At 68.4% G+C, this 13105-nt stretch carries 12 protein-coding genes; 10 read left to right on the forward strand and 2 right to left on the reverse strand.

From position 1 onward, the window contains the following. The first annotated feature begins 234 nt into the window (after positions 1-234). Genes AMK34_RS23405 through AMK34_RS23435 form a run of 7 tightly spaced genes read left to right on the forward strand, consistent with a single transcriptional unit; the run spans position 235 to position 6888 of the window. Positions 235-1272 (forward strand): MCE family protein, encoded by a 1038-nt coding sequence (locus AMK34_RS23405; RefSeq protein WP_073846790.1) that lies wholly within the window; start codon positions 235-237, stop codon positions 1270-1272. Continuing rightward, positions 1269-2300: an MCE family protein gene (locus AMK34_RS23410; protein ID WP_037343494.1), complete on the forward strand. Its 1032-nt coding sequence runs from the start codon at positions 1269-1271 to the stop codon at positions 2298-2300. The genes AMK34_RS23405 and AMK34_RS23410 overlap by 4 nt, the downstream gene beginning before the upstream one ends. Next, positions 2297-3478, forward strand: a complete 1182-nt coding sequence (locus tag AMK34_RS23415) for an MCE family protein (RefSeq protein ID WP_073846791.1) — start codon at positions 2297-2299, stop codon at positions 3476-3478. The genes AMK34_RS23410 and AMK34_RS23415 overlap by 4 nt, the downstream gene beginning before the upstream one ends. After that, positions 3475-4677, forward strand: a complete 1203-nt coding sequence (locus tag AMK34_RS23420) for an MCE family protein (RefSeq protein WP_073846792.1) — start codon at positions 3475-3477, stop codon at positions 4675-4677. Before AMK34_RS23415 ends, AMK34_RS23420 begins: the two co-directional genes overlap by 4 nt. Beyond that, positions 4674-5909, forward strand: coding sequence for an MCE family protein (locus AMK34_RS23425; protein ID WP_073846793.1), 1236 nt, complete (start codon positions 4674-4676; stop codon positions 5907-5909). The genes AMK34_RS23420 and AMK34_RS23425 overlap by 4 nt, the downstream gene beginning before the upstream one ends. Then, the gene (locus AMK34_RS23430) at positions 5909-6397 is read left to right on the forward strand and encodes a hypothetical protein (protein ID WP_038516211.1); all 489 of its coding nucleotides are present in this window, start codon (positions 5909-5911) and stop codon (positions 6395-6397) included. Before AMK34_RS23425 ends, AMK34_RS23430 begins: the two co-directional genes overlap by 1 nt. After that, positions 6394-6888 carry a hypothetical protein gene (locus tag AMK34_RS23435; RefSeq protein WP_073846794.1) on the forward strand — a complete coding sequence of 165 codons (495 nt, stop codon included), beginning with the start codon at positions 6394-6396 and terminating at the stop codon, positions 6886-6888. Before AMK34_RS23430 ends, AMK34_RS23435 begins: the two co-directional genes overlap by 4 nt. On the opposite strand, the gene AMK34_RS23440 is transcribed toward AMK34_RS23435, so the two are convergent. Next, the gene (locus AMK34_RS23440) at positions 6889-7392 is read right to left on the reverse strand and encodes a hypothetical protein (RefSeq protein WP_073846795.1); all 504 of its coding nucleotides are present in this window, start codon (positions 7390-7392) and stop codon (positions 6889-6891) included. 175 nt (positions 7393-7567) lie between these two features. On the opposite strand from AMK34_RS23440, the gene AMK34_RS23445 reads away from it, so the two are divergent. The 3 genes from AMK34_RS23445 to AMK34_RS23455 all read left to right on the forward strand — a co-directional run bounded on the left by AMK34_RS23445 (position 7568) and on the right by AMK34_RS23455 (position 11007). Beyond that, on the forward strand, positions 7568-8812 hold the full coding sequence (locus AMK34_RS23445) for an aminotransferase class I/II-fold pyridoxal phosphate-dependent enzyme (RefSeq protein ID WP_073846796.1): 1245 nt from the start codon (positions 7568-7570) through the stop codon (positions 8810-8812). 87 nt (positions 8813-8899) lie between these two features. Next, the gene (locus AMK34_RS23450; RefSeq protein ID WP_038516198.1) at positions 8900-9847 is read left to right on the forward strand and encodes a ferritin-like domain-containing protein; all 948 of its coding nucleotides are present in this window, start codon (positions 8900-8902) and stop codon (positions 9845-9847) included. Between the two features lie 65 nt (positions 9848-9912). Next, positions 9913-11007, forward strand: coding sequence for an FAD-dependent oxidoreductase (locus tag AMK34_RS23455; protein WP_073846797.1), 1095 nt, complete (start codon positions 9913-9915; stop codon positions 11005-11007). Between the two features lie 297 nt (positions 11008-11304). Here the strand turns inward: AMK34_RS23455 and AMK34_RS23460 are convergent, their stop codons facing one another. Then, positions 11305-13095 carry an AMP-dependent synthetase/ligase gene (locus AMK34_RS23460; RefSeq protein WP_038516192.1) on the reverse strand — a complete coding sequence of 597 codons (1791 nt, stop codon included), beginning with the start codon at positions 13093-13095 and terminating at the stop codon, positions 11305-11307. Positions 13096-13105 lie beyond the last annotated feature (10 nt).

Below are 13105 nucleotides of genomic sequence, written 5' to 3' on the forward strand. Positions count from 1 at the left end.
CGCCTCCTCCGCGCTTCGGGCGTGTCGCGAAAGCCACTTTCGGGACGTCCTGTGTCCCGAAAGTGGCTTTCGCGACACGCTTGCGGTGGCTGCGGCGGGTCGTGAGTGGCGATTCGGGTTAGAACCCGAATCGCCACTCACGACCCCCTGGAGCAAGGCCGGGCTGAAGGGGCCCTTCACCGCATGTGACGCGGCGAAAGCGTCCTTCAGCACACGAGACGGGAGGGGCACCCGATGAGGTCCTTCGTTCCCGACTTGATCAAGATCCTCGTCTTCGCGGTGGTGACCGTGCTGCTCACCGCGATCCTCGGCGCCACCATCGCGAACACCAACTTCGGCGAGACTTCGGGCTACACGGCCAAGTTCACCGACGCGTCCGGTCTCAAGGAAGGCGACGACGTCCGCATCGTCGGCGTGAAGGTCGGCCAGGTCGGCAAGATCGAGGTCGAGGAGGGCGAACGGAACTTCGCCCAGGTCCACTTCGACGTCCAGACCTCGCACCGGCTGCCCGCCTCGGTGACCGCGACCATCAAGTACCGCAACCTCGTCGGGCAGCGGTATCTCTCGCTCGGCACGGACATCGGGGACGAGAAGTCGTTGCCGCGCGGCGGGGTCATCCCGCCCGAGCGCACGAAACCGGCTCTGAACCTGACCGTCCTCTTCAACGGGTTCAAACCGCTCTTCCGCGCGCTCAACCCCGAGGACGTCAACAAACTGTCCTACGAGATCATCCAGGTCTTCCAAGGCGAGGGCGGCACGATCACCAGCCTTCTCGCGCACACCGCGTCGGTCACGTCCGCGATCGCGGGCAAGGACAAGATCATCGGTGAGGTCATCGCGAACCTCAACACCGTGCTCGGCACGGTCGAGAAGCGCTCGCCGCAGCTGGGCGAGCTGATCGATCAGACCCAGCGGCTGGTCACGGGGCTTTCCGAGCAGCGCCGGCCGATCGGGGAAGCGGTCAAGGCGCTGGGCGACCTCACCGTCGCCACGACCGGCCTGCTCGCCGACGCGCGGCCGGCGCTCAAGGACGACGTCGCCCAGCTCGGCGCGCTGTCGCAGAACCTCGGCGATTCCGAACAGCTGCTCGACCATCTCCTGCAGGTGCTGCCGGGCAACCTGCAGAAGTTCACCAGGACGCTGAGCTACGGCAGCTGGTTCAACTACTACCTGTGCGGGATCTCCGGCAGCATCGGCATCAAATCGCTCAACATCGAACTGCCGATCACGCCGCTGCCCGGCACGCAGCGACCGGAGAGGTGCGGGCCGTGAAGCCGCTCAAGGAACGCAACCAGGCCGTGGTCGGCGGCGTGACGCTGATCCTGATCGTGCTGATCACGGCGACGACGTACTTCTCCGATCGGATCCCGTTGTTCGGCAGCGGGACGACGTACTCCGCGTACTTCGGCGAGTCGGCCGGGCTGGCGCCGGACAACGAGGTCCAGGTCGCCGGGGTCAAGGTCGGGCAGGTCAGCTCGGTGGAGCTGGCGGGCAAGAAGGTGCTGGTGAAGTTCCGCGTCAAGGACGTGCGGGTCGGCGACGCGACCGCGGCGTCGATCGAGATCAAGACGCTGCTGGGCGAGAAGTTCCTCGCGCTCACGCCGAAGGGCAAGGCGAACCAGGACCCGAACACCACCATCGGGCTCGACCGCACGCGGACGCCGTTCGAACTGCAGGACGCGTTCCAGGAGCTGTCGGGCACGGTCGGCGAGATCGACACCGCGCAGCTGGCGACGAGTTTCACCGTCCTGTCCGACGCGCTCAAGGACAGCCCGCAGTACCTCAAGGACGCCCTCGGCGGGCTTTCCTCGTTGTCCAAGACGGTGTCCTCACGCGACAGTGACCTGAAGGCGTTGCTGGCCAACACGAGCAAGGTGTCCAAGACGCTGTCCGATCGCAACGCGCAGCTGAAGCGGATCCTCGACGACGGCAATCTCCTGCTCGCCGAACTGCAGAACCGGAAGGACGCGATCAGCACCTTGCTCAAGGGCACGCAACAGGTTTCCGCGCAGCTGTCCGGTCTCGTCGCCGACAACCGGCAACAGCTGAAGCCGACGCTGGAGAAACTCGGCAAGGTCACCGACATCCTGCAGCGCAACCAGGACAATCTCAGCCGCAGTCTCGCGCTGATGGCGCCGTTCGCCCGCGTCGGCGCCAACGCGACCGGCAACGGACGCTGGTTCGAGGGTTATCTGTGCGGTCTGCTGCCGCCGACGATCATCGCGGGCGCGTTCCAGGTGAACCCGGAGGGCTGCACCCCGCCGATCGCGGCACCGAACCAGGGAGTGGGTGGACGATGAGCACCCGGACTCGCACGCTTTACAACTGGGTCGCGTTCGCCTGCGTCCTCGTGCTGCTCCTGACCGCCGGGCTGTGGCTGGTGTTCAAGGAACCGGGCGGGACCAGGATCAGCGCCTACTTCGGCAAGACCGTCGGGCTCTACGCGGGTTCGTCGGTCCGGGTGCTCGGCGTGAAGGTCGGGGAGATCACCGGCGTGACCCCGCAGGGCGAGGCGGTCCGGGTCGACATGCGGATCGACGGCGACACGCCGATCCCGGCCGACGCGGGCGCCGTCGTCGTCGCGCCGAGCCTGGTCAGCGACCGCTACGTGCAGCTGACCCCGGCCTACGAGAGCGGCCCCGAAATGGCGACGGACACGGTGATCGCCAAGGAGAAGACGGCGACGCCCGCCGAGCTCGACGACCTCTACACGAGTCTCGACAAGCTCTCGACCAGCCTTGGACCCAATGGCGCCAACAAGAACGGCGCGCTGTCCGACGTGCTCGACACCGCGGCGGCGAACCTCGCCGGCAACGGGAAGAACCTCAACACCACGGTGACGCGGCTGTCCGAACTGGCCAAGACCTTGGACAGCTCCAAGGGCGACCTGTTCACCACCGTGCAGAACCTGAACTCCTTCACCGGCGCGCTGGCCGAAAGCGACAAGCAGCTCAACGAGTTCTATCGCCGGGCGGCGGACGTGAGCGGGTTCCTGGCCGCGGACTCCGCCGACGTCGGCTCCGCGTTGAGCTCCCTGGCGACGGCGATGGGCGACGTCGAGAAGTTCGTCGCGGAGAACAAGGATCTGCTCTCGTCCAATGTGGACAAGCTGGCCGGGCTGACGAAGGTGCTCGTGGACCAGCGTGCCTCGCTCGCCGAGGTGATCGACATCGCGCCGACCGGGGCGACCAACTTCATCAACTCCTACGACGCCGCGTCCGGCACGATCGCGGTGCGCGACAACCTCAACGAACTGACCCACCCGCCGATCCTGACCGTGTGCCGGCTGATCAGCGCGAGCACGCCGAAACCGATCCCTGACGCGCTGGGCAACATCTGCAAACAGCTCGCGCCCGTCCTCGACGGCACGTTGAAACTCCCGTCGGTCCCGCAGGTGCTGGCCTCGCTGCAGAGCGGCGAACTGCCGCCGTTGCCTCTCCCGCTGGTGGACGTCATGACCAAAGGACTCCCGAAATGAGGCGGCAGCGGCAGAAGATCGCCGGGGTGATGGCGGGCGTCCTCGTGCTCGCCGGATGCAGTGACGGCGGGTTTTCGGGGCTGTACAACACCCCCTTGCCGGGCGGCGCCGATCTCGGCGACCATCCGTACCGGCTCACCGCGCAGTTCTCCGACGTCCTGGACCTCGTGCCGCAGGCGAGTGTGAAGGTCAACGACGTCCCGGTCGGCCGCGTCGAGAAGATCGACCTCGCGCCGGACACGCGTTCGGCGTGGGTGAGCATGGTGGTCAACGGCGACATCGCGCTGCCCGCGAACGCGCGCGCCGAGCTGCGGCAGTCGAGCCTGCTGGGGGAGAAGTTCGTCGATCTACACGCCCCCGAAAAGCCCGAAGGAACGCTCGCCGAGGGCGCGAAGATCCCGCTGGACCGCACGAACCGCAACCCCGAGGTCGAAGAGGTCCTCGGCGCGCTTTCCCTGCTGCTCAACGGCGGCGGGGTCGAGCAGATCCAGAAGATCAGCCACGAACTCAACGAGGCGCTCACCGGCAACGAGGCCGAGGTCCGCTCCCTGCTGTCCCGGGTGGACAAGCTGGCCACCGAACTCGACGGGCACAAGGGCGAGATCCTGCGCGCCATCGACGGTCTCGACAAGCTGTCCAAGACCCTCGTCGGCCAGACGCAGAACCTCACCAACGCACTCGACAACCTCTCGCCGGGGCTCAAGGTCGTGACCGAGCAACGGGATCAGCTCGTCGGCATGCTGCAGTCGCTCAACACCCTTTCGGGGGTCGCCACCGAGACGATCAAGGCGAGCAAGGACACGCTGGTCGCGAACCTGCGCGCGCTGCAGCCCACGCTGAAGAAGCTGACCGAGGCGGGCCAGGATCTGCCGACGGCGTTGCGGATCCTGCTCACGTATCCGTTCCCGGACTACGCGGGCAACGTGATCAAGGGCGACTACGCGAACGTCGAGGCCAAGATCGACCTGAACCTGGACACCTTCCTGGAGAACATGAACAACTCGTCGCAGCCGATCATCCAGCTGCCGGGCACCCAGGGCACCGGCACACCCGGCGCGATCCCGTTCAACAACGGTGCCGCCCCGCCGGTGCTGCCGTTGCCCGGTGATCTCCCGCAAGCGCCACCGGCCGCGCAAGGGGACGCGCTGGGCGGCGTGCTCGGCGGGATCCTCGGGCCGCTGCTGGGAGGTGGCCGGTGATCACGCGCAAGATCAGGATCCAGCTGGCGGTGTTCGTCGTCATCGCGGTGGTTTCGGTCGTCTACGCGGGCGGCAACTACGCCGGGCTGGACCGGCTCTTCGGCACCCGCGGCTACCTCGTCACCGCGCAGCTCGTGGACTCCGGCGGGATCTTCGTCAACGCCGAGGTCTCCTACCGTGGCGTCGCGGTCGGCAAGGTCGCGTCGATGACGCTCACCGAACACGGCATCGACCTCGGTCTCGACATCGATTCGGGCGCACCGAAGATCCCCGCGGACACCAAGGCCGCGGTCGCGAACCGGTCGGCGGTGGGGGAGCAGTACGTGGATCTGCTGCCCATGCACGAAAACGGGCCGTACCTCACCGAGGGTTCGGTCATCAAACGCGACAAGACCTCGATCCCGCTCGCGCCGGACACCGTGCTGTCCAATTTGGACAAACTTGTGTCGAGTGTGAAGCCGGAATCGTTGCGGACGGTCGTCGACGAGACCTACGAGGCGTTCGCGAACGCCGGCCCGGATCTGCGGCAGCTGCTGAACAGCACCGGTTCGCTCACCGCGACCGCGACGCAGTACCTGCCCGACACCCAAGGCCTGCTCGCCAACTCGCGGACCGTGCTGGACACGCAACGGCGGCAGGCGGACAACATCACGCAATTCTCCAGCGGGCTCAAGACGATCGCCGCGCAGCTGAAGACGTCCGACCCGGATCTGCGGCGCGTGATCGACGAGGCGCCGAAGCTGAGCCGCCAGATCAGCGACGTGCTCGCGGTGTCCGGGACCGACCTCGGGGTCCTGTTCGCGAACACGCTCACGACCGCCCAGATCACCTCCGCCCGTACCGACGCCATCGAGGAACTCCTGGTCGCGTACCCGATCATCTCGGCGTTCTCGCGCTCGACGTCGCCGGACGGCACCGGCCACCTCGGCGTCGTGTTCAACTTCTTCGACCCGGTCTCGTGCACGAAGGGTTACGAGGGCACGAAGCAGCGTCCCGCGAACGACACCACCGAAGCGCCGGTGAACACCCAGGCGTACTGCGCCGAGCCGCCAGGAAGCCCCACAGGCGTGCGAGGCTCGCAGAACGCCCCGTACGCCGGGAAGCCGCCGGCGGTCCCGGAGCGGCCGAAGCAGACCCCGCAGGCGGCGGAATCCGCCCAGCTGCCGGGGGTGCTGAGCCTGCTCACCGGATCCGCGCCCGGCGGGCTCGGCGCGTTGCTGGGCGGGAAGTGATGCTCACCCGCGCCCTCACCGTCGTGGCCGCGCTGGCGGTCCTCGCGGCTGCCTGGTTCGGCTGGTCGTGGTGGAGCGCCGCGGGCGACGACGGCCTGGCCAGGGGCCGCGAGCGCGAGGCCGTCCTCGCCGCCGCGTCCGGCCAGCTGGAGGTGCTCAACACGATCGACTACCGCAGTGGCGCGAAGGACGTCGACCGCTGGCTCGGCGTCACCACCGGACGGCTCGGCAAGGACCTCACCGGCGACCGCCAGATCCAGATCGACCGGGCGACCGCGAGCAAGACCGTCGCCACCGCCAAGCTCAAGCAGGCCGCGGTCACCGAACTCGACGCCGCCGCCGGGACGGCGCGCCTGATGGCCGTGCTGGACGTGCGGGTCAGCACCGGCGGCGGGTCGGCCGCGCCGAAGGTGAGCAGGCTGACCGTGGACTACCAGCGCGTCGAGGACGGCTGGAAGGTCAGCGCGGTCCAGGCGGCGGGCTCATGACCGGGCGTGTCCCGCGGCTCCTCGTCGCGGTCATCGTCCTGGCCGCCGGCTGCGCGGTGTGGTTCGGCCTCCAGGCGTCCTCGCTGGGCTCGGACGGCAACGCGGCGCTGGTGGACCAGGCGGCCACGGCCGAGGTCGCGGACCAGGTCGGTGCCGGGGTGAAGGCCGTGTTCTCCTACGACTACAGCAACCTCGCGCGCACCGAGCGGGCCGCCGCCGAGGTGCTGACCGGGGCGGCGACCGGCCAGTACCGTGACCAGTTCGCCTCGGCGCGGAAGCGTGCCGAGGAAGGGAAGCTGGTGCGCACGACGACGGTGCGGTCGCTCGGCGTCCGGTCCCTGCGCGGCGATCAGGCCGAGGTGCTGCTGTTCCTCGACCAGCAGACGATGACCGCCGGTGGCGGGGCCCCGCAGTCGACGGTGTCCCAGCTTTCGGTCACCGCGCAGCGCGTCGACGGCCGATGGAAGATCTCTCAGCTCGTCCCGCTGTGATCAGGAGAGGCGTTTCATGTTCGCGGCGGTGATCACGCCGCCGGAAACGGTGTAGGAACCGGAAAAAGTGCGGAGCGAACCATCGGTCTGCCGGGCTGAAAGGTCGACGTACACGGTGTTCGCGCTCACGCTCCGCACGGTGACCGCGGCCCACGAAGTCGTCGTGTACCCACTGGACCAGGAAGCGAAAGTGCCGCCTTTCGCCAGGCGTTGCCCACCGAGATTCCACGCGGTGAGGAAATCACGCCGGTTGATCGCGTCGTAGAAGGCGATCACCGTTTGCGCCACGGGAACCGACGGTGCGGGATAGACGGTCTGCGTCGCGGGTGGTGCGACGTAAACCGTTTGCGGTGGGGCCGCGACGGCGGGTGGCTGGATCACGATCGTGTTCGGCGGAGCGGCCACCGCGACCGCGGGCATCGCCGTTCCCTGATTCGGCACCGCGCACGCGGCCAGCGTTCCCGCCGCCGCCAACGTCACCATCGCCCACTTCTTCGCACCCATTTTCTCCCCTTTTCCTCGTGCTACCGAGAATGCGGGAACGGCGGCGGCATCAATAGGGGATTTGGCCTCGTTACGATTGCTGAAAAACGCGCCGGAACCGTTATCGGATCTTGTACGCACGGGCCTAGGGCCACCCTCGTCTCACGCCGGACCGCCGCCGGGTTTAGCGTTAGGCATGACCACTGCACCTGTCGATGTCGAGAGCGCCCGCCGCGACTACGCGGCCCTCGTCGACCGTGGCCTCTCCCTGGACATCACCCGCGGCAAGCCGTCCCCTCGCCAGCTGGACCTCGCCGACGGGCTGCTCGCCCTCCCCGGAGACGTGCGCAAGGCCGAGGACGGCACGGACGTCCGCAACTACGGCGGCCTCAAGGGCCTGCCCGAGCTCCGCCGCATCTTCGCCGGGCCGCTGCAGGTCCCGGCCGAGCAGCTGCTGGCCGCGGGCAACTCCAGCCTGGAGCTCATGCACGACTCGATCGTGCAGGCCTTCCTCAGCAAGCTGCCGGGCGCCGAGCGCCGCTGGGCCGACGAGCCGAGCGTCAAGTTCCTGTGCCCCGTGCCGGGCTACGACCGCCACTTCGCGCTGGCCGAGCGCTTCGGGATCGAGCTGATCCAGGTGCCGCTCACCGAGACCGGCCCGGACATGGCGGTCGTCGAGCGGCTCGTCGCCGAGGACGCCGCGGTCAAGGGCATCTGGTGCGTGCCGAAGTACAGCAACCCGACCGGCGTCACCTACAGCGACGACACCGTGCGCCGCCTGGCGACGATGACCACGGCCGCCCCGGACTTCCGGATCTTCTGGGACAACGCCTACGCCGTGCACCACCTCACCGAGGACGAGGCGCAGCTGGCCGACCTGCTCGCGCTGGCCACCGAGGCGGGCAACGCCGACCGCGTGTTCGTCTTCGGCTCCACCTCGAAGGTCACCTACGCGGGTGGCGGCGTCGGCTTCTTCGGTGCGTCCGAGGCGAACCTGGCCTGGTGGACCGGCCTCATCGGCAAGCGGACCATCGGCCCGGACAAGGTCAACCAGCTCCGCCACGCGCAGTTCCTGCGCGACGAGGACGGCGTCCGCGAGCACATGCGCAAGCACGCCGAGCTCATCGGGCCGAAGTTCGCGGCCGTCGACGAGATCCTCACCAAGGAACTCGGCGAATCGGGCCTCGCGTCCTGGACCAAGCCGACCGGCGGGTACTTCATCTCGCTGACCGTGCCGTCCGGGACCGCCAAGGAGGTCGTGCGGCTGGCCAAGGAGGCGGGTATCGCCCTGACCCCGGCCGGCGCGACCCACCCGTACGGCGACGACCCCGAGGACGCCGTCATCCGCATCGCGCCGACGTACCCCGAGCTGGCCGAGGTGGAAGAGGCCATCCGCGGTCTCGCGGTCTGCGTCCGCCTTGCCGCGGCGACGAAGAACTAATTTCGAGATCTTCTCCAATCCGGGTCACGGGTGGTTCCGAACGTCCGAGTGGGTGGGTGTGCACCGCAAAGACGAGAGGAACCACTCGTGTTCGGAAAGCCCTTCGTTCGTACCCTGATCTCCCGCAGCGCGGAGAACCGCACGGATCGCCGCCGGTTCCTGAAGGCCGCTGGCGCGGCGGGGCTCGGTGTCGTCGGCGCGACCTACCTCGGGGTCCAGGCCACTTCGTCGGCTTCGGCCACGGGTGACGCCGCTGCCGCCGAGGGTGCTCCCAGTGACGCCGCCGTCCTCAATTTCGCGCTCAACCTGGAGTACCTCGAAGCCGAGTTCTACTCCTTCGCCGTCCACGGCCGCGGGCTGCCGGACGACCTCACCGGTGGCGTCGGCACTCAGGGCGGCGTCTCCGGCGGCAAGAAGGTGATGTTCCACGACAAGGCGCTGCACCAGTTCGCGAAGGAGATCGCGGGCGACGAGGTCGCGCACGTCAAATTCCTGCGCGGCGCGCTGGGCGAGGCCGCGGTGTCGCGGCCCGAGATCGATCTCAAGGACAGCTTCACCGCCGCGGCCAAGGCGGCCGGGCTGATCAGCGGGTACCAGCAGTTCGACCCGTTCGCCAACGAGAAGAACTTCCTGCTCGCGGCGTTCCTGTTCGAGGACGTCGGCGTGACGGCCTACAAGGGTGCCGCGCCGCTGATCACCAACAAGACGTTCCTCGACGCGGCCGCCGGCATCCTGGCCGCCGAGGCCTACCACGCCGCCACCATCCGGACCGCGCTGTTCGACCGGGAACTCGGCGACGCGGCCGCCAAGATCTCCAACGCGCGCGACGCCCTCGACGGTCCCGGCGACGACGACCAGGGTGTCCTGCTCGGCAACCAGGCCAACATCGTGCCGACCGACCACAACGGCATCTGCTTCGGCCGCGGCGCCGACCGGGTGCTGAACGTCGTCTACCTGAACCCGGGCGCGGTGAAGGAGGGCGGGTTCTTCCCCAAGGGCGTCAACGGCGACATCGTCGCCAGCGGCGGCGCGTGATCCCCTCTGTCGTGTCGCCGTTTCCCGGTACCGTCGGGGGTCGGCGACACGACAGGGGGTTCACGGTGAAGGCAGTGATCATCGGCGGCGGTGTCTCCGGCACGGTGACCGCGATGGCGTTGCGCCGGGCCGGGATCGAGGCGAGCGTCCACGAGGCGCATCCGTTCGGAGGCGAGGACGCGGGCGCGTTCCTGACGATCATGCACAACGGCATGGACGCCCTGCGCGCGATCGGCGCCGAGGCACCGGTGATCGACATTTCGTTCGGCGCCGTGGGTCTGGAGCTCGTGACGCCCGACGGGCGGACCGTCGAACGACGTTCCTTCGACATCGAAGGCCTCGCCGGTCCGCGCACGATGACGCGGGCGTCGCTTTACCGTGCGCTGCAGGACGAGGCGATCTCGCGCGGGATCACCTTCGAGCGCGGGAAACGGCTGGTTTCCGCCTCGCCGGGGATCGCGCGGTTCGAGGACGGTTCCGTGGCCGAAGGCGACATCCTGATCGGCGCCGACGGCCTGCGTTCGGTCGTCCGGACGATCATCGACCCGGACTGCCCGCCGCCGCGTTCGACGGGCCTCGACGTCGTCTACGGCTACACGACCGACACGAACATCCCGCAGGCGCCTTCCCTCTATCGGATGATTCAGAGCCTGCACGCCTACTTCGGCTACACGAGCACTCCCGACGGCTCGACGTACTGGTTCGCGCGGCTTCCCACGGCCGAGGGAGTGCGCTCCGGCCTGACACCGGCCGAATGGCGCGCGGCCGCTTTCGCCGCCTTCGACGGGGAACCGTTGCCCGCCGCGGAAATCATCCGGTCGACGGGCGACGACGTGTTCGGCGGTCACTCCTACGACGTGCCGTCGACACCGGTGTGGTTCAACTCGACGATGGTGCTCGTCGGCGACGCGGCGCACGCGGCCTCGCCCGCCGCGGGGCAGGGCGCGTCGATGGCGCTGGAGGACAGTGTCGTACTGGCCCAGTGTTTGCGGGATCTTCCCGACGCGCCAACGGCTTTCGCGGCCTATGAGCGGCTGCGGCGGGCGCGGGTGGAGGAGCTGGTGGCGGGCAGCGCGGCGGTGTCCTCGGGGACGACGTCCGACCGGGACCGGAATTGGCTTTACCGGCACCACATCGACTGGGACGAGAAGATCGGCTGAAGGACGCTTTCGCCGCATGTCACGCGGTGAAAGCGTCCTTCAGCCCCTTGTCATGCCCAGGGCGGGTCCGAAGTCCGTGAAGGCCTCCTTCACTACCTTGAGGGTAGGGAAGGAGGCCTTCACGACACCCGCTGTCCAAGATGGACGCTCACCGCCCGGCAGGGCGTTGCGAAAGCCACTTTCGCAACCTTCAACGTCGCGAAAGCCACTTTCGCAACACCCGGCCCTCCTGCCAAGCGCGTGAAGGCCTCCTTCCCGCGGCTCAGCGTAGGGAAGGAGGCCTTCACGCGCGAAAGGCTACTTCTTGTACAGGGCCTCGATGTCGGTCGCGTAGTTCTTGTTCACGATGTTGCGCTTCAGCTTCAGGCTCGGCGTGATCTCCCCGCCCGCCTCGGTGAAGTCCTTCGAGAGGATCGTGAACTTCTTGATCGCCTCGGCCTGCGACACCGCGCTGTTGGCCTGATCGACGGCCGTCTGGATCTCGGCGCGCAGTTCGGCGTCGTCGGCCAGATCGGACACCGACGCGTCGGAAGGCTTGCCGTGCTGCGACTTCCACGACGGGAAGTACTCCTCGTCGATGGTGATCAGCGCGCCGATGAACGGCCGCTGGTCGCCGACGACCATCGCCTGGCTGACCAGCGGGCTGGCCTTGATGGTGTCCTCGAGCCCGGACGGGGCGACGTTCTTGCCGCCCGCCGTGACGATGATCTCCTTCTTGCGCCCGGTGATCTTCAGGAAGCCGTCGTTGTCCAGTTCGCCGAGGTCGCCAGTGTGGAACCAGCCGTCTTCCAGCGCTTCGGCGGTCGCCTCGGGGTTGTTGAAGTAGCCGCCGAACACGACGTCGCCCTTCAGCAGGATCTCGCCGTCGTCGGCGATCCGGACCGAGGTGCCGGCGACCGGGCGGCCCACGGTGCCGACGCGGAACCCGTCCTGCGTGCCGACGCAGGCCGCCGCGGAGGTCTCGGTCAGGCCGTAGCCCTCGAACACCGGGACGCCGATGCCGCGGAAGAAATGCGCCAGCCGCACGCCGAGCGGGGCACCGCCGGACACCGCGGCGACGCACCGGCCGCCGAGGGCCGCGCGGAGCTTGCTGAACACCAGCTTGTCGAACAGCGCGTGCTTGACCTTGAGACCCAGTCCGGCGCCGCCGGTGTCCTGAGCCTGGCTGTACGCGACCGCGGTGGCTTCGGCGGCGTCGAAGATCTTGCCCTTGCCGTCGCCGTGCGCCTTCTGCTTCGCGCTGTTGTAGACCTTCTCGAACACGCGCGGCACGGCGACGACGAACGTCGGCCGGAAGGTGCCGAGGTCGGCGACGAGGTTTTTGACGTCCGAGGTGTGCCCGAGGGTCACTCGCGCGCTCAGCGCGGTCACCGCGATGGCGCGGGCGAGGACGTGCGCGAGCGGCAGGAACACCAGCAGCGAGTTGCCCTGCTCCATCAGCTGCGGGAACGCGGCGATGTCGGCGCGGATCTCGGCGAGGAGGTTCCGGTGGGTCAGCTCGACGCCCTTGGGGCGGCCGGTCGTGCCCGAGGTGTACACGATCGTGGCCAGATCGCCGGCCTTCACCGTGCGGCGGCGCTCGTGCAGGTCGTCGTCGCTCAGCTCGGCGCCCTGCTCGGTGAGGTGGTCGACGGCGGCGGCGTCGATCTGCCAGGTGTGCTCGAGCCCGTCGAGGCGGCCCTTCACGGACTCCAGCGTCGCGAGGTGCTCGTCGGTCTCGACGAACACGCCCTTCGCGGCCGAGTCCGAGAGGATCCAGTGGACCTGCTCGGCCGACGAGGTGTCGTAGATCGGGACGGTGACCGCGCCGGCGGCCCAGATCGCGAAGTCGATCAGGGTCCATTCGTAGCGGGTCTTGGACATGAGCCCGATCCGGTCGCCCGGTGCGATGCCCGCCTGGGCCATTCCCTTGGCCACGGCCAGAACCTGGGCGGCGAAGTCTTTGGCGGTGACGTCCAACCAGGTACCGTCGACCTGGCGGCGGAAACTCACGACATCGGAGAACCGCTCCGCGTTCGCCCAGACGACGTCGGCGAGATTCTCGTCGTCTGTCACCGGATTGGCGGCGGGGGCGCTGTATTCGCGCACGAGGAACCTC

The sequence above is a fragment of the Amycolatopsis sp. CB00013 genome (assembly GCF_001905755.1).
Classification (GTDB): domain Bacteria; phylum Actinomycetota; class Actinomycetes; order Mycobacteriales; family Pseudonocardiaceae; genus Amycolatopsis; species Amycolatopsis japonica.